Source organism: Mycobacterium heidelbergense, assembly GCF_010730745.1.
GTDB lineage: Bacteria > Actinomycetota > Actinomycetes > Mycobacteriales > Mycobacteriaceae > Mycobacterium > Mycobacterium heidelbergense.
Genome location: NZ_AP022615.1, coordinates 983,968 through 1,004,094, shown reverse-complemented (window position 1 = coordinate 1,004,094; position 20,127 = coordinate 983,968). Strand labels below are relative to the sequence as shown.

Sequence of the window (20,127 nt, the reverse complement as noted above, 5' to 3'; positions counted from 1 at the left end):
CTGAAATCCGCGCCGCTTCCGGTGCGCGACGGGCTCGGCCCCGCGCGGGTGCGGCTGCGCGGGGGACCGGTGCTGGCCGAGCTGGACGCCCGGTTCGGCCCGCGGGCCCGCGCCAAGGTGCTGGCCGGGGAGGTCGTCGACGCCGACGGCGCCGTGGTCGACGAGGCCACGGCGCTGCCCGCCGGATCGGTCGTCTACCTGTATCGCGAACTCCCCGACGAGGTGCCGGTGCCGTTCGACATCCCGGTGCTCTACCGCGACGCCGACATCGTGGTCGCCGACAAGCCGCACTTTCTGGCCACCATGCCGCGGGGACGCCACGTCGCGCAGACCGCGCTGGTGCGGCTGCGCCGGGAGCTGGGCTTGCCGGAGCTCAGCCCGGCGCACCGGCTGGACCGGCTGACCGCGGGGGTGCTGCTGTTCACCGCCCGGCGCGAGGCGCGCGGCGCCTACCAGACGCTGTTCGCCCGGGGCCTGGTCGCCAAGACCTACCTGGCGCGGGCGGCGGTCGATCCGGCGCTGGTGTTGCCGCGGGTGGTTCGGAGCCGCATCGTCAAGCGCCGGGGCCGCCTGCAGGCGGTCTGCGAGCCCGGTGCGCCCAACGCGGAGACGTTGGTGGAACTCGTAGCCCCACACGGCCTCTACCGGCTGACGCCGCGCACCGGGCGCACCCACCAGCTGCGGGTACACATGGCCTCGCTCGGGGTGCCGATCGAAGGTGATCCGTTGTATCCCAACGTCATTGACGTGCCGGCCGACGACTTCGGCGCGCCGCTGCGGTTGCTGGCGCGGCGCATCGCGTTCACCGACCCGCTCACCGGGGTTCACCGCGAGTTCGTCAGCCGCCGGCCGGGCCCGTAAGCGGTCAGCGCGGTCGGGAACCAAGGCGTGGCCACCGGTATATCGTTGTCGGCGAAGGATCCGGGCACGGGAGGCGTCGATGCGCAATGTTTGACGGGTTTTCGTGGCGCGGTCAGCGCGAGTTTTCGAGGCCGTTTCCGGCATGGTGAGTGTGACAATCATGGACTTCATCTCGTTGCCGCCCGAGATCACCTCGGCGCTCATCCACTCCGGGCCCGGCGCGGAGTCACTGATCGAGGCGTCCGGCGCGTGGCAACACCTCGGCGTCGAGCTCGAACAGACCGCCCCCATCTACTCGTCGGTGGTGTCCTCGTTGACGCAGGCCTGGCGGGGGCCGTCGGCGGCGACGATGGCCCAGGCCGTCGAGCCCTTCCTCACCTGGATGCGCACCACCGCCCAGCAGTGCCAGCAGCTGGCCTCGTCGGCGCGGACGGCCGCCGCGGCCTTCGGCCAGGTTCAATCGAGCGTGGTGCAGCCCGCCCAGGTCGCCGCCAACAGAACCCGGCTCGCGCGGCTGGTGGCCACCGACCGGCTGGGCGGCAACCTCGCGGCCATCGCCCAGACCGAGGACCAGTACCAGGCCATGTGGGCCGACAATTCCGCGGCGATGTATCGCTATCAGGCGGCCTCGGCGCAGGCCCTCGACGTGCCGCAATTCTCGTCGCCGGCCGCGATCGCCAGCCCGACGGCGGCGGCCACCCAGGCCAGCGCCGTGCCCGCCACCGCCACGTCGGCGCAATCGACCATCGGGGACTTGCTGACGAACCTGCTCAGCACCCCCGGCGGCTTCGACCCCAACTCCGGCTGGTTCGGACTGGCCAACACCTATGCCAACCAGTTCATCTCGTCCGGCTTCCCCATCAACCTGCTCAGCTATGCCGCGCAGAACACCTCGGCCCAGGCGCTGCAGAGCGTGGGCGGCGAAGTCGGCCAAGGCTTGTCGGAGGGGGAGTCGGCCTTTGGGGGGATCGCCGGCGATCTGGCGAGCGCGATCCGCGCCATACCCGCGGCGGCGCCCACGGGCGCGTTGGGCGCGGGGGTGACGGTGGGCAAGCTGACCGTGCCGCCCGCCGTGGTCGGGATCATGCCGAGCGCCCAAACGCCCGTGCAACTCGCGTCGGCGGCGTCGCCGCTTCCCGCGGGGGACTCCGGGTTCGACATGCTCCCGCCGTTGATGCCGCCGCCGATCTCGGCGGGCAGCGGCTGGCGCAAGAGGAAGCAGCCGAAGTACGAGGATCTCCAAGTCGGCGCGCAGGTCAAGGGAAAAGTGATGCCCCGGTCGCCCTCGGGTGGGTGAGAGCCGACTATGGTGCCCGACCGCTGCGCACGCCGAACGATGCCACCGGGCAGGTCAACAGCGACAGGCAGTAGGACACCGAAATGTCCAGTCGCATAACGCATTCGCCGATCCCACGCTCATCCCGCGGTAAGACGTCATGGATTTCCTGACGGCGCCGCCCGAGGTCACCTCGGCGTTGATCCACTCCGGGCCCGGTGCGGGGTCGTTGATCGAGGCGTCCGACGTGTGGCGGCAGCTGGGCATCGAGCTGGAGGAATCCGTCGGCCGGCACGCCTCGGTGTTGTCGTCACTGAATGACTCCTGGACGGGACCGTCGTCGGCGGCGATGGTCCAGGCCGCCCAGCCCTACCTCTCCTGGCTGCGCACCACCGCGCAGCAGTGCCAGCAACTGTCGTCGTCGGTGCGGGCCGCCGCGGCCGCATTCGAATCGGCCCGGGGGGCGGTGGTCGTCCCCGTGGCGGTCGGCGCCAACCGGACGCGGCTGGCGCAGTTGGTGGCGACGAACTGGTTCGGGAACAACCTTGCGGCCATCGCCGCGACCGAAGGCGAGTACGAGGGCATGTGGGCGAACAACACGGTGGCGATGTACCGCTACCAGGCCGCCACGGCGCAGGCCCTCGCGCTGCCGCAGTTCTCGTCGCCGCCCCCGATCGCCGACCCGGCCGCGGCCGCCGCGCAGGCCGGTGCCGTGCCCGCCGCCGCCTCGGCCCAATCGGCGATCGGGGACTTCCTGACGAACCTGCTCAGCACCCCCGGCGGCTTCAACCCCCAGGCGGGCTGGTTCGGGCTGCTCAACACCTACGCGAACCAGTTCATCGCGGGCGGCATTCCGATCAACCTGCTCAGCTACATAGCGCAGACCGCCACGGCCCAGGCGGTTCAGGGTCTGGGCGGCGACGTGGGCCAGGGCCTGGCGGAGGGCGAGGCGGCCCTGGGGGCGGCGACGAGTGAGATGGTGAGCGCGATCCGCGCCGTGGGATCGGCAACGACGCCGACGGCCGCGGTGGGTGTGGGGGTTTCGATCGGCAAGCTGACCGCGCCGCCCACCCTGGTGGGGATGCTGCCCGCCACGCAAACACCGGTGCAACTCGCGGCGGCGGTGTCCCCGCTTTCTCCGCTGGAATCCGGGTCGCCCACGCTGCCACCGTTGATGCCGCCGCGGGTCGCGGCGGGCAATCGCCGCCGGCGGGAGGGCCGCGACTACGACGACATCGAATTCGGGTTGGAGATCAAGGGCACGTTCATGACCCGGCCGCCGTCGGCGGGATGAGGCCCCGGGTTCGGGGCGGCCTGCCGAAGGCTCCGGACTCGGGCAGACAAACGGTGAACAACAAACTGGTGCGCTAGGAGAAGCCCCGCGATGTCGATAACACCGAAGGCGCCCACGGCGCCGGAACCGGCGGCGCTGACCGCCGCGCGGGTCGCCGCGGCCCCCGTCGACGAGGTTCTGCGATGGTTGGACAGCTCGGCGGCCGGCCTCGCGGGCGCGCAGGCGGCCGCCCGGCTGGCGCGGTACGGCCCGAACGCGGTGCGGACCCATCAGGTCAACGCGCTCGCCGTGCTGGGCCGTCAACTGCGCAACGCGGTCCTCATCCTGTTGGCCGGCACCGCCATCGTCTCGTACTTTCTCGGCGACAGCATGCAGGCGGTCATCATCGGCGTGATCCTCGCGGCCAGCATAGGTTTGGGCTTCGTCAACGAATACCGCGCCGAGCACGCCGCCGCCGAATTGCACGGACGGGTGCACCACAACGCCGTCGCGCGCCGGAACGGAAAATTCGTCACGGTCAACGTCACCGATCTGGTTCCCGGCGACGTGATTCGGCTGTCGTTGGGCGAGGCCGTGCCCGCCGATGTCCGGTTGATCGACGTCAGCGGCCTGGAATGCGACGAAAGCATCCTGACCGGGGAGTCGCTGAACTCGGAGAAGTCGCCGCAGCCGGTGCCCGCCGGCGCCGAGCTGGCCGAATCGACCGACCTGGCGTTCATGGGCACCATCGTCAGCGCCGGGGAGGGCACCGGGGTGGTGTACGCCACCGGCACGTCCGCCGAATTCGGGCGCATCGCAGCGGGTTTGGACAAGCGGCAACCCGAAACCGACTTCCAGGTGGGGCTGCGCCGGTTCTCCTACCTGTTGCTGCAGGTCGCGATCGCGCTGATGGTGGTCATCCTGGTCAGCAATCTGCTCTTGCGGAAACCGGTCATCGATTCCGTGCTGTTCTCGCTCGCGATCGCGGTCGGCATCACCCCGCAGCTGCTGCCCGCCGTGGTCAGCACCAGCCTCGCGACGGGATCGCGGCAACTGGCCAAGGCCAAGGTGCTCGTCAAAAGGTTGGTGTGCATCGAGGATCTGGGCGACATCGACATCTTGATCACCGACAAGACCGGCACCCTGACGGAGGGCCGAATCCGCCTGGTCGACACCGTTGACGCCGCCGGCGCGCGCGACGAGTCGGTCCGCCGGCTCGGGCTGCTGGCCACCGACGTCGACCCGGAATCGGTTGGCGCCAGCGGCAATGCGCTCGACGCCGCGCTCTGGGAGTCCCCGCGGCCGCAGCAGCTGGTCGGCGGTGGTGTGCACCGGGTCGCGCTGCTGCCGTTCGACCACGAGCGCCGCGCGACGTCGGTCCTGGTCGACGACGACGGGAAGCGCGTGCTCGTGGTCAAAGGCGCGCCCGAGCAGGTGCTGGCCCGCTGCACGATGACGGACCCCGTCGCGCAGGACACCCTGGCGGCCCTGTTCGCCGCCGGGCGGCGGGTGGTGGCCGTGGCCGCCAAACCCGCGCCCGGGTTGACCGAACTGACTGGGATCACCCCCTCCGACGAACGCGACCTGACGCTGGCCGGCTTTCTGGTGTTCGCCGACGAACCCAAATCCGCGGCGCGCCAGTCCCTGTCCCGGTTGGCCGCCCTGGGCATCGAGGTCAAGATAGCCACCGGCGACAACCCGCGAGTGGCCGAAAAGGTTTGCGCCGACCTCGGTTTGGCGTCCAAGGGCACCGTCACCGGCGCGCAGCTCGAGCCCCTCGGCGACGACGAGTTCGTGGCCGTCGCGCAAAATCACACCATCTTCGCCCGCATCTCCCCCGAGCAGAAGGCCCGGCTGATCACCTCGCTGCGCCGCAAGGGGCGATCGGTCGGCTTCCTCGGCGACGGTGTCAACGACGCGCTCGCCCTGCACGCCGCCGACGTGGGGATCTCGGTCGACAGCGCCACCGACGTCGCCAAGGACGCGGCCGACGTGGTGCTGCTGGAAAAAGACCTGGGCGTGCTGGCCACCGGCGTGGCCGAGGGCCGGCGCATCTTCGCCAACACCATCAAGTACGTGCTCATGGGCACATCGAGCAACTTCGGCAACATGTTCAGCGCCGCCGCCGCGTCGGCGCTGCTGCCGTTCCTGCCCATGCTGCCCAGCCAGATCCTGCTCAACAACCTTCTCTACGACAGCTCGCAGCTGGCGATTCCCACCGACCGCGTCGACGAGGAACAGCTCCAGGCGCCGTCGCACTGGAACGTCGCCTTCATCCGCCGGTTCATGCTGATTTTCGGGCCCATCAGCTCGCTGTTCGACTTCTTGACCTTCGGGCTGATGCTGGGCGTGCTGCACGCCGGCGCCATCGAATTCCGCACCGGCTGGTTCGTGGAATCGCTTGCGACCCAGACGCTGATCATCTTCGCCATCCGCACGCGCACGGTCCCGTTCTTCCGCAGCCGGCCGAGCGCGTTGCTGGCCGGCACCAGCCTCACCGTGGTCGCCGTCGGCGTCGTTCTCACGATTTCGCCGCTGGCGCACACCCTCGGCTTCAGGCCGCTGCCATGGCAGTTCTATGCCGTGCTGGGCGGCTTCGTCCTCGTCTACCTGGTTCTCGTGGAGCTCGCCAAGATGATGTTCTACGCCGAACCGATACGCCCCGCCGGCGAGCCGCATCGCACCCGCGGACACGCCCATCGCGTCCGGCGCCGCGCCGCGCGCTTCCACTACGTCACCGGCGTTCGGACATAATCTCCCTGCGACCCGCCCGACCAACGAGGAGTTTCTTTATGAGCGAAGACCACGCGCTGGTCATCGTCGCCGGTTATCAGGATCTCGATTCGGCTCGCCGCGACTTCGAGACGCTGACCGATCACACCAAGGCCAAGCGGGCCCCGCTGCGCGGCGCGGTGCTGGTCGGCAAGGACGCCGACGGCAACCCCGTGCTGGTCGACACCGGCAACCGGCTGGGCCGCCGCGGCGCCGCGTGGGGGGCCGGGGCGGGCCTGGCCGTCGGCCTGTTCTCGCCGGCGCTGCTGGCCACCTTCTTTGGAGCGGCCGCGGCCGCGGCGGCCGGGGCGTTGGCGGGCACGTTCGCCGACCACCGGATCAAGAGCGGGCTGGCCGACAAGATCGGGGCGGCGCTGTCCGCCGGCAGCGCGGTGATCATCGCCGTGACGCCGGCGCAGGGCCGCCTCGCCGTGGAACAAGCCTTGGCCGGATCGCCGATGAAATCGGTTGCCGAGCTTAGCCGTTCGACGTTGCGGAGCCTGGGCGCCGCGCTCGAGGAGGCGATGGGCAAGTTCAATCCCGACCGCACCCGGCTGCCGCTGCCGCAACGCGCCTTCGGCGGCACCGTCGGCCGCACCATGGCGGAGTCGGTGGGCGACTGGACGATCGTTCCCGGGGCCAAGGCGCCCGACGGCGCGCCGAACGTGCTGATCGTGCTCATCGACGACGCCGGGTTCGGCGGCCCGGAGACCTTCGGCGGCGCCATCCGAACCCCGGCGCTGACCCGGGTGGCGCGAAACGGGTTGACCTACAACCGCTTCCACGTCACCGCGGTGTGCTCGCCGACCCGGGCGGCGCTGCTGACCGGGCGCAACCACCACCGGGTGGGCTTCGGGTCGGTCTGCGAGTTCCCGGGCCCCTTCCCGGGTTACTCGACGGTCAAGCCGCGCAGCTGCGCGTCGCTGCCCCGCATCCTGCGCGACAACGGTTACGTCACCGGCGGTTTCGGCAAGTGGCACCTGACCCCGGACAACGTCCAGGGCGCCGCCGGGCCGTTCGACAACTGGCCGCTGGGTTGGGGATTCGACCACTTCTGGGGGTTTTTGACCGGCGCCGCCGGCCAGTACGACCCGATCATCACCCAGGACAACACCGTCATAGGCGTGCCCCAGGGTAAGGACGGCAAGCCCTACTACTTTCCCGACGACCTCACCGACAAGGCCGTCGAGTGGCTGCACGGCGTGCGGGCCCAGGACCCCGAGAAGCCGTGGATGATGTACTACTCGACCGGCGCCACCCACGCGCCGCACCACGTGTTCAAGGAATGGGCCGACCGCTACCGCGGCGAGTTCGACGAGGGCTGGGACGTCTACCGGCGCAAAACGCTCGAACGGCAGAAGCAGCTGGGGATCGTGCCGCCCGACACCGAGCTCACCGAGCGGCCCGACCTGTTCCCCGCGTGGGACGGCCTGTCGGACAACGAAAAGAAGCTCTACGCCCGGCAGATGGAGGTGTTCGCGGGGTTCTCCGAAAACGCCGACTGGAACGTCGGGCGGCTGCTCGACGCGATCGACGACCTCGGTGAATCGGACAACACGCTGGTCTTCTACATCTGGGGCGACAACGGCGCCAGCATGGAGGGCACGATCACCGGTTCGTTCAACGAGATGACGTTCCTGAACGGCCTGCTCCTCGACGCCGACCAGCAGCTGGAGCTCATCGAGCAATACGGCGGCGTCGAGGCGCTCGGCGACGAGTTCACCGCGCCGCATTTCGCGAGCGGGTGGGCGCATGCCAACAACACCCCGTTCCAGTGGGGCAAGCAGATGGCCAGCCACCTGGGTGGCACCCGCGACCCGATGGTGGTCGCCTGGCCCAGCCGGATCCGGCCCGACGGCCAGGTGCGTTCCCAGTTCGCCCACTGCGTCGACATCGCCCCAACCGTGTTGGAGGCCATCGGTTTACCCGAGCCGACCCACGTCGACGGCTTCGATCAGGAACCCATGGACGGGACCAGTTTCGTCCACACCTTCGGTGACGCCGCGGCCGAGGAGCGCCACACGGTGCAGTACTTCGAGAACTTCGGCAGCCGCGCCATCTACCGGGACGGGTGGTGGGCCTGCGCCCGGCTGGACAAGGCGCCGTGGGACCTGTCCCCCGAGACGCTGCAGCGGTTCGCGCCCGGCACCTACGACCCGGACGCCGACGTCTGGGAGCTGTACTACCTGCCCGACGACTTCTCCCAGGCCCGCGACCTGGCGGCCGAGCGCCCCGACAAGCTGGCCGAGCTCAAGCGGCTGTGGTGGGAGGAGGCCGAACGTAACCGGGTGCTGCCGCTGCTGGGCGGGATCGCGGTGATGTTCGGCAGCCTGCCGCCGCTGCCGACCACCACCCGGTTCGCCTTCAAGGGCGACGTGCAGAACATCCAGCGCGGCATGGTCCCGCGCATCCTCGGCCGCTCGTACGCCATCGAGGCCCGGCTGGTGATCCCCGACGGCGGCGCGCAGGGCGTGATCGTCGCCAACGGCGACTTCATCGGCGGCTTTGCGCTGTGGGTCGACGAGAGGCGACGGCTGCACCACACGTATTCGTACCTGGGCGTGGACACCTACCGGCAGGTGTCCACCGAGCCGATCCCCACGGGCGAGGTGACGGTGCGGATGCTGTTCGAATCCGAGCGGCCGGTCCCCGGCTCCGGCGGCCGGGTGACGCTGTGGGCCGACGACCGGCTGATCGGTGAGGGCGAGATGGCCACCACGGTGCCGCTGGCCTTCACGTCCTACGCGGGGATGGACATCAGCCGCGACAACGGCCTGGTCGTCGACCGCGACTACGAGGACAGGGCGCCCTACGCCTTCACCGGAACCGTCAGGGAGGTCGTCTTCGACCTCAAGCCCGTCCAGCACGACGCCGAGCGGGCGCTGCACGAGCACGCGGCGGTGCAGGCCGTCGGGCGGGGCGCGGCGGGCTGACGCCGACCGTCACTCGTCGGCGTGGACGGCATCCACGCCGGACTGGCCGGCCTGGATGCCCCGCTCCATCTGGTCGATGAGCGAGGGCCCGCCGTTGGAGACCGTCTGCGGGCAGCTGCAACTGAGGTTGTTGAACACGCTCGGGTCGGCGCCGGCCGGTGCCGCCACCGCGACCGCAGCCCCGACGGCGAGCGTGGCGCCGACCAGGATTCTCGATACCACCAATGGTTCTCCGCGATAGTTGGTACCCGAATTTTAGGCACGGGCAGATCACGTGCCGACGAGGGCGGCGTTGCGATCGCGTTAAGACGAATACTGCGGGCAGTACGCGCGGATGCTCGCGCCGACGAAGAAACCGGCGTGGTAGCCGTCCATGTCGCTGTTGCTCTGCACGGTCGACGCGACCTGGACCGGGGTCTTGCCGTTGCCGAGCTCGTCGCACACCTCGTGCGCGGCGACGAAGGCCTTCTGCGGTGATCCGAAGTGGATGCCCTTGCTCGTCAGCGCCGCCAGGAAGGCGTCGTCGGTGGCGTCGGCATGGGCGGTCGCGGCCACCGCCGCCAACGGGCCGAGGACGCTCACCAGCACCAGCCGGGCGGCCCACGCCACCCGCGAGGCGCCGCGCACGCGTAGCCGGGTGCTCGTCATTTCCGACACTCCCACAGAGCAAAATCGCAGTTGGTTGCTGGCCGGGCACGTTAGGCCGCGGCCGCCGCACGTTACAGCTTCCCACACGCGCCGGTCCCCGAGATTGCGATCAGTGGGATCGGAAGCCTGTTCCGTCGCTGGCAACAACCCGTTCACCACGGAACCCGGGGAGGCGTCGCGCCGGGCGCGCGGCGCCGCGGCCGGCTCCCGGATCGCCGGGAGCCCGCCGACGCCCCGGCGTCGCCGGGTCAGGGGAAGCGAGACACCGTCACGACGGCACGTCCGCGTACTGCGGGCAGTACGCGCGCTCGGCAAGCGCGACGAAGTAGCCGGCGTTGTCGCCGTCGAGGGTGCTGCTGTTCATCACGTCGGTCGCGATCTGTTCCTGCGTCTTGCCCATGTCGAGCTGGTGGCAAACCAGGTGGCCGGCCGCGATTGCGGACTTGGGTGATTCGTGGCTGATGCCGTGGGCGTGCAGCGCGGCGATGAAAGCGTCGTCGGTGCCGTCGGCGTGGGCGGTCGGGGCGGCTTCCAGCGGGCCGAGCAGCCCGACCGCCAGGAGGGGGGCGGCGGCCAACAGCGTCAACCGCGGGCCGCGATTACGGGTACGGACACTCGTCATTTCCGATACTCCCCTGGAACATAAGTGCGATGGCTTTGTCACCTTAAAGTCTGGCCTAGAACGTTGCCAAAACGTTACGAGTAGGGGCGAAACAGTCGTCGCCGAGATTGCGAACAGCGCAACTTCGGGCTAGTGTCCGCCGACGGCCGACGCCTCGGCCCCCCGGACTCGTGGATTCGCGGGAGCGATCGGTAATTTGACGGCATGCCGCACGCGCGATGGTTGCCGCTCGCCGTGCTGGCGGCGTGTGTGGCCGGCTGCGGCGTGCAGCACGTGTCGGCGGCCAGCGCGCGGGATCTGCCCGGCACCTTGCGTTCCGGCGGCATGGACCGGACCTACACCCTGCACGTGCCGCCCGGCGATCCGGTCGGGTTGGTGCTCAGCCTGCACGGCGGCGGCGGTACGGGAGTCGGGCAGCGGGGGCTGACCGACTTCGACACCGTCGCCGACGTCGACAACCTGCTCGTGGCCTATCCCGACGGTTACGACAAAAGCTGGGCCGACGGGCGGGGGGCGTCACCGGCCGATCGCCGCCATGTCGACGACGTCGGGTTTTTGGCCGCGCTGGCCGGCAAGCTGGAAAGCGAATACAACATCGCGCCCGGGCACGTCTTCGCCACCGGCATGTCCAACGGCGGTTTCATGTCGAACAGGCTGGCCTGTGACCGCGCCGACCTCGTCGCCGCGATCGCGCCGATCGCGGGCACGCTGGGCGCCGGGGTGCCCTGCAATCCGTCGCGGCCGGTGTCGGTTTTGGACGCGCACGGCACCGCCGATCCGCTGGTGCCGTTCAACGGCGGAAAGGTGCACGGCCGCGGCGGGGTCAGCCATTCCATGGCGGCGAACGACGTGGTGGGCAAGTGGCGCTCGGTCGACGGCTGCCAGGGCGTGCCGTCGGCGCAGGTGTTGCCCGACGTGGGGGACGGCACCGTCGTTCACCGCTTCGATTCCGCGGCGTGCGCGGCGTCCACCGAGGTGGTCTTCTACCAGATCGACAACGGCGGGCACACCTGGCCGGGCGGCAAACAATATCTGCCCCAGGCGATCATCGGGCGCACCTCGCGCGCGCTGGACGCCTCACACGTCATCGCGCAGTTTTTTCTTGCGCACACGCGCGGCTAGACCTGGCCGATCGGCGCGCGGGGGCGATCTTGTTACCATGCCTCATGGCCGCGAGGAAGACGGCAGTTTTGCGGGCCGCGGCCACGGTGGCGGCGGTTGTCTCGGCCGTGCCGTACGGAGATATTGCGGTGCGAGTCAATCGGTTTGGCGTCGCGAGCGTCCTGGCCGCGGGCGCGGTGCTGCTGTCGGCGTGTGGCGGTGACAACAACGGCACCGGGGGAAGCGCGACGGGCGAGTCGTCGGCGAAGGTGGCCTGCGGCGGCAAGCCGACCCTGAAGGCCAGCGGCTCCACGGCGCAGCTCAACGCGATGGACCGTTTTGTCAAGGCCTTCGAACAAGCCTGCCCGGGCCAGACCCTGAACTACACGCCCAACGGCTCCGGCGCGGGGATCAGCGAATTCATGGGCAACCAAACCGATTTCGGCGCCTCCGACTCGCCGCTGAGCAAGGACGAGTACGCCAGGGGGCAGCAGCGGTGCGGTTCGCCGGTGTGGAACCTGCCGATGGTGTTCGGGCCCATCGCCATCGCCTACAACGTTAACGGTGTGACGTCGTTGAACCTCGACGGCCCGAACGCGGCCAGGATCTTCAGCGGGGGCATCTCGACCTGGAACGATCCCGCGATCCAGGTGCTGAACCCGGGCGTGGCCCTGCCCGCCGAGCCGATTCGCGTCGTGTTCCGCAGCGACGAGTCCGGCACCACGGACAACTTCCAGAAATATCTCGATACCGCGTCCAACGGCGAGTGGCGCAAGGGCGCCGGGAAGAAGTTCAACGGCGGTGTCGGCGAGGGCGCCAGGGGCAACGACGGCGCCGCCGCGGCCGTCAAAACCACCGAGGGGTCGATCACCTACATCGAATGGTCGTTCGCCCAGGCCCAACAGCTGAATATGGCCAGGGTCGTGACGTCGGCGGATCCGGACCCGGTGGCGATCAGCACCGACTCGGTGGGCAAGACGATTTCCGCCGCCTGGTTCATCAAGGAGGGCAACGACCTCGCCCTCGACACGATCTCGTTCTACCGGCCCAACCAGCCCGGCTCCTACCCGATCGTGCTGGCGACGTATGAGGTCGTGTGCTCGAAGTACCCCGACCCGCAGGTCGGTTCCGCCGTGAAGGCGTTCCTGCAAAGCACGATCGGCGCCGGCCAGAATGGCCTGGCGGACAACGGATATGTCCCCATCCCGAATGAGTTTATGTCGCGCTTGTCGACCGCGGTCGACGCCGTCTCGTGAGCCGGGGCCATCAGGTCGACGAGCGGTGCCTCGGGCAGTACGCGGCGACGCTCGCGCCGACGAAGTACCCGGCGTGATAGCCGTCGAGCTTGCTGTTATTCATCACCTCGGACGCCACGTCGGACTTCTGCATGCCGAGATCGAGCTGATCGCAGACCTCGTGGCCGGCGACGATCGCGGCCTGCGGCGAGGGGAAGTCGATGCCCTTGGCCTTCACCGCCGCCACGAACGCGTTGTCGACCGCGTCGGCGCGCGCGGCCGGGGCTGCCGCTCCCGCGAGGCCCAGCAGCGCGACCGCCACGGCAAGGCCGGCCGATCGTGGTCGCCGGGGTTTGGGCGAGCGCGGGTGGCCGGTGGTCATAGCCGAACCTCCCCGCTGAGCCGTGCTGGCGGCAAGGCAAGCCGCTGACTTGCGATCATCGCACGTCGCGAGCGAACGGGTGAAACCTGGTTTAGTGGTCGGCGGCTCCTTCAGCGCTGACAGGACGGGCACCAATACGCCACCCGGTCACCGGTGTCGTCGTAGTCGATGCGGGCGCCGCAGCGACGGCAGGGCTGCCCGGCTCGCCCGTAGACCCACAGCCGCCGGTCCGCCCGCGTGTCGCCGGTGGTGCAGCGGTTCCAGCGGAAGCGGTTGGCCCACAGCATGTCTCGCGCGCGGGAGGCCAGCCGACGCGGGTCGGCCACCGCGCCGACCGGCGCGGTGGGCAGATGTCCACTGACGAAACAGAGTTCGTTGCAGTAGACATTGCCGATCCCGGCCAGCACCCGCTGGTCGAGCAGCGCCTCGGCGATCGGCCGGTCCGGGCGGCTGCTCAGGTTGGCGGCGGCGCGCGCGGGGTCCCAGTCCTCGCCCATCAGGTCGGGCCCCAGGTGGGCGACCGCGTCGCCGTCCCGGTCGCGTGCCACGATCTCCAATACCCCGAGGTCGACGCCGACCGCGCGAATCCCGTTTGCTTCCAAAATGATTCGTGCCCGGTGATCCACCCGCACCGGCCGGTTGCCGACCCGCCAGCTGCCGTCCATCTTCAGGTGCGAGTGAATGCTGGCCCGCCCGACGCGGATGAACAGGTGCTTGCCCCGGCTGATCACCTCGTCCACCACCTGTCCGGTGAGGTCGACGGTGGCGAACCGCGGCACCCGGACGTCGCAGCGTGTCAGGGTCCGCCCGGCCAGGTGCTGTCGCAGCACGGCCGCCGTGTGCCAGACGGTATCGCCCTCGGGCATCGGGTTACCGCAGCCGCATTCCGCGTGGGGTGCGGACGAATCCGGCGTCCGATAGTGCTTCGACGACCGGGCCCGGCCCGCCGGGGCGCGGCTGCAACGCCGGCGTCCCGTCGATGCGCTCGACCAGGATCGACGCGACGCGCCGGGCGGCGACCAGGTCGGCCAGCGCCGCGGCCGCGGCGTGGTCGGCCGCGGGGTCGTCGGTGAAGGTCAGCAGGGACCGTCCGCCGCGCTCCAGGAACCAGGCCGGCTCGCCGTCCACCAGCGCGACGAGCGCGCCGGCCTTGCGGCCCGGCCGTGCCGCGCCGTCGCCGGCGGAGGCGGGCCAGGGCAGCGCGGCACCATAGGGGTTGGCCGGGTCGGCGGCGGCCAGCACGACCGCCCGGTATTCGGGCCGCTCCGGGTCGATCCCGTCGGTGTAGCTGCGCAGCCGGTCGACGGTGGAGGCGACGGCGAATTGGGCGCCGCCCAGCGACTCGACGAAGTAGCCGCGCTGGCACCTGCCGGCCTCCTCGAAGGTGCTCAGCACCTTATATAGCGTCGCGAAGCCGCCCGGCACGCCCTCGGCCGTCACCGCGCCCCTGGTTAGCACGCCGTGGCGGTTCAGCAGCAGCTCGGCCTGGTAGTGCGCCCGCACGGTGGAATCCGGTTCGGGGGCCGGCAGGGCCGACCAGCGGCCGGCCACGGTCGGGTCGGTGGCGCGGTGCTGGGCGTGCGCGACGCTGTAGCGGCTCAGCCGCGGCGGGCGGCGGGTGCGGTGCGCGGGGGCGGAGCGCTTACGGGCCCCAGCGCCCGTCAGCAGTGCACGCACCGGGACCAACGTGTCGCCGGTGACCCGGCCGGCCCAGATCAGCTCCCACAGCGCCTCTTTGAGCGCAGTTTCGGCGATTCCGTCCACGGCGAGTTGCCGGAAGAAGTACGCGCCACCGCCGGCCAGCGTGTCGAGGATCGCCCGGTGCGCGTCGGTGAGGTCGATCTCGGCGGGCGCGGCCAGGGTCAACGGCGCGGTCTCGCTGGCGTGCAGCGCGATCCAGCCGTCGCTGCTCGAGATCGATCCGGCGCCCGACCAGGTGACCTCGCCGCTGGCGAGCAGCTCGTCGAGCATCGCCGGGGCGTAGTCGCGGATCCGCGAGGCCAGCACCAGCGGTTCGATCGCCGACGCGGGCATCCGGGCGCCGGCCAGCTGGTCGATGACGGCCATCAGCCCGTCCAGCCCGGAGTGGCCCGACGACATGCCGTGCCAGGCCGGCAGGAACCGCCCATACGCGGCCGTGCTCACCGGCTCCACCTGCGCGCGCAGCGCCGCCAGCGACCGCCGCCGCAGGATGCGCAACACCTCGGCGTCGCACCACTGCTCGCCTCCGGCGATGTCGGGCGCGGCGACGAAGTCGCCGCGCACCAGCCGGCCTCCCGAACCTGACGAGCTCGCGAGCCGGCCCAGCACGTCGGCCGTCACCCGCAGCCCCAGCCCGAACCTGGCCGCGGCCTCGGCCGTGGTGAACGGGGTGTGGGTGCGCGCGTAGCGGCCCAGCAGCTCGCCCAGCGGATCGGCGACGGCCTCGGTGAAGGTGGTCGGGACGCCCGGCGGGACGGCCGCCCCGACCCCGTCGCGCAGCCGGCCGATGTCCTCGATGGCCACCCACCAGCCGCGGCCGGCGAACGACACCGTCAGCGCGCGCCGGGCGGCGCGCAGGCCCTCCAGCCAGCCCCCGACGTCCTCGGCCGCGGCCCGGGCCGCGACCTCGTCCTCGGTCAGCGGGCCCAGGAGCCGCAGCAGGTCCGCGACGCCCTCGGCGTCGCGGGCGGCCCGGTCGTCGGACAGGTGCTGCAGCTGGCGGCCGGTCGCGGCGACGACGTCCGCGTCGAGCAGCTCGCGCAGCTCGACGCGGCCGAGCAGCTCGGCCAGCAGCGTGCTGTCCAGCGACAGCGCCGCGGCCCGGCGCTCGGCCAGCGGGGTGTCGCCCTCGTACACGAACCCGCCCACGTAACCGAACAGCAGCGACGCCGCGAACGGGGAGGGCCGCGCGGTTTCGGTCTCCAGCACCCGCACCGTGCGCGCGGCGATGCCGGCCATCAGCCCGGCCAGCGCGGGCACGTCGTACACGTCCTGCAGGCATTCGCGGACGGTCTCGAGCACCACCGGGAAGTCGGGGTATTTGCGGGCCACGTCCAGCAGCTGGGCCGCGCGCTGGCGCTGGTGCCACAGCGGCGAGCGGCGGCCGGGATGCCGGCGGGGCAGCAGCAGCGCGCGGGCCGCGCACTCCCGGAACCGCGACGCGAACAACGCCGAACCGCCCACCTCGGCGGTGACGACCGGGTCGATCTCGTCGGCGTCGAAGATGAACAGCTCCGCGCCCGGCGGGGCGTCCGCGGCGGAAAACCCGGTGTCGGGCAAGCGCACCACGATGCCGTCGTCGGAGGCGGTCGGCTTCTCGTCGATGCCGTAGCGTTCCCGCAGCCGCCGGCCGACGGCCAGCGCCAGCGGCCCGTGCACCCGCAGCCCGTACGGCGAGTGCAGGATCACCCGCCAGTCGCCCAGCTCGTCGCGGAACCGCTCGACCAGCAGGGTGGTGTCGGTGGGCACCACCCCGGCGGCGGCCCGCTGCTCGTCCAGCAGCCCCCACAGGTTGTCGGCCGCGTAGGCGTCGAAACCCAAACCGGCGCAACGCTTGTCGAACGCGTCGCGGCCCAGGCCGGCCAGCTCGCCGGTGAGCGCCCCGAGCGCGGCGCCGAGCTCGGCCGGGCGCCCGACGCCGTCGGCGCGCCAGAACGGCAACCGGGCCGGCTGGCCCGGCGCGGGAATGACCAGCACCCGGTCGTGGGTGATCTCGGTGATCCGCCAGCTGGTGGCGCCGAGGGAGATCACGTCACCGGGACGGGATTCGTAGACCATCTCCTCGTCGAGTTCGCCTACCCGCGAAGGCTTTTCGGTGGCCAGCCAGACGGTGAACAGCCCCCGGTCGGGGATGGCGCCGCCGGAGGTGACGGCGAGGCGCTGGGCGCCGGGCCGCGCGGTCAGGGTGCCCGTGTCGCGGTCGTAGACCAGCCGCGGCCGCAGCTCGGCGAACTCGGTGGACGGATATTTTCCGGACAGCAGGTCCAGGGTGGCCTCGTACACGCTGCGCGGCAGGGTGGCGAAGGGGGCGGCGCGGCGCACCGTGTCGAACCACTTGTCGGCATCGAGCGGCTCGAGCGCGGCCGCCGCCACGGTCTGCTGCGCGAGGATGTCCAGCGGGTTGGCGGGCACCCGCATGGTCTCGATCTGGCCGGCCAGCATGCGCTGCACGCTCACCGCGCAGCCGATCAGGTCGGTGCGGTGCTTCGGGAACAGCACCCCGCGCGAGACCTCGCCGACCTGGTGCCCGGCCCGCCCGATGCGCTGCAGGCCGCTGGCCACCGACGGCGGCGCCTCCACCTGGATCACCAGGTCGACCGCGCCCATGTCGATGCCCAGTTCCAGGCTCGACGTCGCCACCACCGCCTTGAGCAGCCCGCGTTTGAGGTCCTCCTCGACCAGGGCGCGCTGCTCCTTGCTGACCGAGCCGTGGTGGGCGCGCGCCAGGACGGCGCCGGTGCCCCAGGTCTGGCCGCTGCCCATGATGTGCGCCGGCGCCCCGCCGGCCACCCGCGGGTTGGGCTCCGGGGTCAGCTCGATCCCGGACCGTTCGGCGTGAATCTCGTTGAGCCGGGCGGTGAGTCGCTCGGCCAGCCGCCGGGAGTTGGCGAACACGATGGTCGAGCCGTGCGATTCGATCAAATCGACCAGCCGCGCCTCGACGTCGGGCCAGATGCTGCTATTCGCCAGGTTGGCCATGTCGGGCACCGGCACCTGCACGGCGAGCTCCACCGTCTTGGCCGACGGCGGGGCCACTATGGTTGTCCGAGTCGTCGGGCCTCCGCCGGACAGGAACCGCGCCAGCTCCTCGGGCGGGCGCACGGTGGCCGACAGCCCGATGCGCTGCGCGGGCGGCCCGTCGCGCAGGTCGTCCAGGCGCTCCAGCGACACCGCCAGGTGCGCGCCGCGCTTGCCGCCGGCGATGGCGTGGATCTCGTCGACGATCACCGTCTGGACGCCGGCCAGGGTTTCGCGCGCCGCGGAGGTGAGCATCAAAAACAGCGACTCCGGGGTGGTGATCAGCACGTCGGGCGGCCGCGCGAGGAGCTGGCGGCGCTGCGCGGGCGGGGTGTCACCCGAGCGGACCCCGACGCTGATGTCGGGCGCCGGCAGGCCGCGGCGCTCGGCGATCCTGGTGAGCCCGGCCAACGGGGTGCGCAGGTTGCGCTCGACGTCGACGGCGAGCGCCTTGAGCGGCGACACGTACAGCACGCGGGTGCCCGCGGGCCGGTCGGCGGCGCCGGCGAGGCTATCCAGCGCCCACAGGAACGCCGCCAGCGTCTTGCCGGAGCCCGTCGGCGCGATCACCAGGGTGTTGTGCCCGTCGGCGATGGCGTCCCAGGCGTCCGCCTGCGCGGTGGTCGGCGCGGCGAAGGTGCTGGCGAACCATTCGCGGGTGATCGCGCTGAACCGGCCTAACGGGTCAGGGTTGCTCACCTAACCATGGTGCCAAGGCACACCGACAGGCCTCATAGTCGCGCGGTGGACATCGCCTCGGCCAGCCCGTCCGGAATCTTCGGGATGCGCGCGATGGCGTCCAGCAGGGCGTGCGCACAGGCGTCGGCGAGCCCCTCGGCGTCGGTCGTGGGGTCCATGATCCGCTGGCGGCAGATCTCGAAGGTGAGCGCGAGCCAACCGTGCAGGATCACCCGCAGGTGCCGCTCGATGTCGGGTTCCAGGGTGTGCCCGGGGACCGCGCTCACCAGTTCGGCGACCCGGCCCATGATGTGTTCCATCTGCCGGTTCTTGGCCTCGTCGCTGACGCCGAGCAGCACCGGGTCGGACCGGCCGAGACCGACATACGCCGCCCACGCGGACTCCGGATGGAGTTGTTGATAGGCCATATAGGCCAGCACACCGGTCCTGATCTCCTCGAACATCGTCAGGCCGGCGGGGCGCAGCTGGTTGGTGGCCTCGTACAGCCGGTCGGCCTCGTCCTTGACGACCGCGGCGAAGAACGCCCGTTTATCGGGGAAGTAGTGATACATCAGGGCCCGGGACACCCCGGCGCGCTCGGCGATCTCGTCGATGCGGACGTCGTCGTAAGGCCGCTTCCCGAAAACCTCCGCCCCCAGAGCAAGCAGCTCAGCTCGGCGGTCCTCGGGGGACAACCGCCTCCTAGCTGTTGGCATGTGTCAGATAGTACCCACGGAGGCTGAGTCTTAATTCAGACCGCGTTCACGGGATGGATTCGGGCAGCTCGGGGCCGCGCCGCGGTCGCCGTGGTCCTCCGGCGGCCCCTCATTTGATCCGGCGCACGCAGAACCGGAATGCGTGCCAAGAGATTTCCGCCTTCAATCCCGCCTTGTCCAGATACGCTTGCCAATCCCTGCGCCGAAAACTGCGGGCGACGGAGATCATGCCGTCGGAGCGCACGATGGGATGCCACCGCATCAGTCCGGCCAGCACCGGAAAGCCGTAATAAGCCAGCGGATGGCGGTGAAGGTCCGCGATGTGCCAGCCGTATACGGAATTCGTCTCGAGCCAGATCAGGAATTCGACGACGTCCTCGTCGCTGAGGTGATGCGTGACCTGCGAGCTGACGATGAAATCCACCGGCTCGTCCGGCGTGTAGGAAAATACGTCGCCCGTTCGGTAGTCGATGGTCATGTCCGCCGGTGTTGCGCCGCGCGCGACGGCGGCGCTTCGCGGGTTGAGATCGATGCCCGATAATCGCGCCCTCGGCCCGGGCGTATCCGCCCGGCGCGCGATGGCGCGCAACAAATCGCCGTCGCCGTAGCCGACGTCGAGCACGGAGAATGTCTCACCGGCGGGCAACGCTTTCGTCGCGCGCGCCAGCCAGCGCAATGTCGGGCGATGGGTGAGGGTGAGGCGATTGATGACGGCGAGCTCGGCCAGGCAGCGCCGGTAGTCGGCGATGTCGACGTCCTCGTCGTCCAGCACTTCCGGCAGCGTGCTGCGTACCGAGAGATCCACTCGTCCTCCCCCCGCTGCCAGCCCCGGGCGCCGTGAAGCCGCAGCCACGCTCTGCGCCCCCTAGCCTAGGACGCGGCTCGCCGCTGGGGAAAGTTTGGCGGGCCGG

General features: G+C 70.8%; 15 protein-coding genes. 7 read left to right on the top strand and 8 right to left on the bottom strand.

Annotated features, from left to right (window positions below; all coding sequences use genetic code 11):
* The 5 genes from G6N25_RS04775 to G6N25_RS04755 all read left to right on the top strand — a co-directional run bounded on the left by G6N25_RS04775 (window position 1) and on the right by G6N25_RS04755 (window position 9,115).
* On the top strand, window positions 1-861 hold the full coding sequence (locus G6N25_RS04775) for a pseudouridine synthase (RefSeq protein ID WP_179961701.1): 861 nt from the start codon (window positions 1-3) through the stop codon (window positions 859-861).
* A 160-nt stretch (window positions 862-1,021) separates the two neighbouring features.
* The gene (locus tag G6N25_RS04770) at window positions 1,022-2,158 is read left to right on the top strand and encodes a PPE family protein (protein WP_083073242.1); all 1,137 of its coding nucleotides are present in this window, start codon (window positions 1,022-1,024) and stop codon (window positions 2,156-2,158) included.
* Between the two features lie 139 nt (window positions 2,159-2,297).
* A complete protein-coding gene (locus G6N25_RS04765; RefSeq protein WP_083073241.1) occupies window positions 2,298-3,431 on the top strand; it encodes a PPE family protein in 1,134 nt (377 codons plus the stop codon).
* A gap of 90 nt (window positions 3,432-3,521) precedes the next feature.
* On the top strand, window positions 3,522-6,164 hold the full coding sequence (mgtA, locus tag G6N25_RS04760) for a magnesium-translocating P-type ATPase (RefSeq protein ID WP_083073240.1): 2,643 nt from the start codon (window positions 3,522-3,524) through the stop codon (window positions 6,162-6,164).
* A 38-nt stretch (window positions 6,165-6,202) separates the two neighbouring features.
* Window positions 6,203-9,115 (top strand): arylsulfatase, encoded by a 2,913-nt coding sequence (locus G6N25_RS04755; protein ID WP_083073239.1) that lies wholly within the window; start codon window positions 6,203-6,205, stop codon window positions 9,113-9,115.
* 9 nt (window positions 9,116-9,124) lie between these two features.
* Here the strand turns inward: G6N25_RS04755 and G6N25_RS04750 are convergent, their stop codons facing one another.
* From G6N25_RS04750 to G6N25_RS04740, 3 genes are all read right to left on the bottom strand, one after another.
* Window positions 9,125-9,337, bottom strand: coding sequence for a hypothetical protein (locus G6N25_RS04750; RefSeq protein WP_083073273.1), 213 nt, complete (start codon window positions 9,335-9,337; stop codon window positions 9,125-9,127).
* Between the two features lie 81 nt (window positions 9,338-9,418).
* The gene (locus tag G6N25_RS04745) at window positions 9,419-9,763 is read right to left on the bottom strand and encodes a DUF732 domain-containing protein (protein ID WP_083073238.1); all 345 of its coding nucleotides are present in this window, start codon (window positions 9,761-9,763) and stop codon (window positions 9,419-9,421) included.
* Between the two features lie 268 nt (window positions 9,764-10,031).
* Window positions 10,032-10,385 (bottom strand): DUF732 domain-containing protein, encoded by a 354-nt coding sequence (locus G6N25_RS04740; protein WP_083073237.1) that lies wholly within the window; start codon window positions 10,383-10,385, stop codon window positions 10,032-10,034.
* Between the two features lie 204 nt (window positions 10,386-10,589).
* Between G6N25_RS04740 and G6N25_RS04735 the strand changes: the two genes are divergently transcribed.
* Window positions 10,590-11,507: an alpha/beta hydrolase family esterase gene (locus tag G6N25_RS04735; protein ID WP_083073236.1), complete on the top strand. Its 918-nt coding sequence runs from the start codon at window positions 10,590-10,592 to the stop codon at window positions 11,505-11,507.
* A 128-nt stretch (window positions 11,508-11,635) separates the two neighbouring features.
* A complete protein-coding gene (gene pstS, locus G6N25_RS04730) occupies window positions 11,636-12,742 on the top strand; it encodes a phosphate ABC transporter substrate-binding protein PstS (RefSeq protein WP_083073272.1) in 1,107 nt (368 codons plus the stop codon).
* Between the two features lie 10 nt (window positions 12,743-12,752).
* Here the strand turns inward: pstS and G6N25_RS04725 are convergent, their stop codons facing one another.
* The 5 genes from G6N25_RS04725 to G6N25_RS04705 form a co-directional block, all read right to left on the bottom strand.
* A complete protein-coding gene (locus G6N25_RS04725) occupies window positions 12,753-13,103 on the bottom strand; it encodes a DUF732 domain-containing protein (RefSeq protein ID WP_083073235.1) in 351 nt (116 codons plus the stop codon).
* A gap of 110 nt (window positions 13,104-13,213) precedes the next feature.
* On the bottom strand, window positions 13,214-13,969 hold the full coding sequence (gene nei2 / locus G6N25_RS04720) for an endonuclease VIII Nei2 (protein ID WP_083073234.1): 756 nt from the start codon (window positions 13,967-13,969) through the stop codon (window positions 13,214-13,216).
* Window positions 13,970-13,973: 4 nt separating this feature from the next.
* A complete protein-coding gene (locus G6N25_RS04715) occupies window positions 13,974-18,521 on the bottom strand; it encodes an ATP-dependent helicase (protein ID WP_163672361.1) in 4,548 nt (1,515 codons plus the stop codon).
* A gap of 32 nt (window positions 18,522-18,553) precedes the next feature.
* Window positions 18,554-19,216 carry a TetR/AcrR family transcriptional regulator gene (locus G6N25_RS04710; protein ID WP_083073232.1) on the bottom strand — a complete coding sequence of 221 codons (663 nt, stop codon included), beginning with the start codon at window positions 19,214-19,216 and terminating at the stop codon, window positions 18,554-18,556.
* Between the two features lie 109 nt (window positions 19,217-19,325).
* Window positions 19,326-20,021: a methyltransferase domain-containing protein gene (locus tag G6N25_RS04705; protein WP_083073231.1), complete on the bottom strand. Its 696-nt coding sequence runs from the start codon at window positions 20,019-20,021 to the stop codon at window positions 19,326-19,328.
* Between the last annotated feature and the right edge of the window lie 106 nt (window positions 20,022-20,127).

Coding starts and splice junctions, on each gene's coding strand:
- G6N25_RS04770 (WP_083073242.1), top strand. CDS start 1,022: ATGGACTTCATCTCGTTGCCGCCCGAGATCACCTCGGCGCTCATCCAC.
- G6N25_RS04755 (WP_083073239.1), top strand. CDS start 6,203: ATGAGCGAAGACCACGCGCTGGTCATCGTCGCCGGTTATCAGGATCTC.
- nei2 (WP_083073234.1), bottom strand. CDS start 13,969: ATGCCCGAGGGCGATACCGTCTGGCACACGGCGGCCGTGCTGCGACAG.
- G6N25_RS04765 (WP_083073241.1), top strand. CDS start 2,298: ATGGATTTCCTGACGGCGCCGCCCGAGGTCACCTCGGCGTTGATCCAC.
- mgtA (WP_083073240.1), top strand. CDS start 3,522: ATGTCGATAACACCGAAGGCGCCCACGGCGCCGGAACCGGCGGCGCTG.
- G6N25_RS04740 (WP_083073237.1), bottom strand. CDS start 10,385: ATGACGAGTGTCCGTACCCGTAATCGCGGCCCGCGGTTGACGCTGTTG.
- G6N25_RS04745 (WP_083073238.1), bottom strand. CDS start 9,763: ATGACGAGCACCCGGCTACGCGTGCGCGGCGCCTCGCGGGTGGCGTGG.
- G6N25_RS04735 (WP_083073236.1), top strand. CDS start 10,590: ATGCCGCACGCGCGATGGTTGCCGCTCGCCGTGCTGGCGGCGTGTGTG.
- G6N25_RS04710 (WP_083073232.1), bottom strand. CDS start 19,216: ATGCCAACAGCTAGGAGGCGGTTGTCCCCCGAGGACCGCCGAGCTGAG.
- G6N25_RS04725 (WP_083073235.1), bottom strand. CDS start 13,103: ATGACCACCGGCCACCCGCGCTCGCCCAAACCCCGGCGACCACGATCG.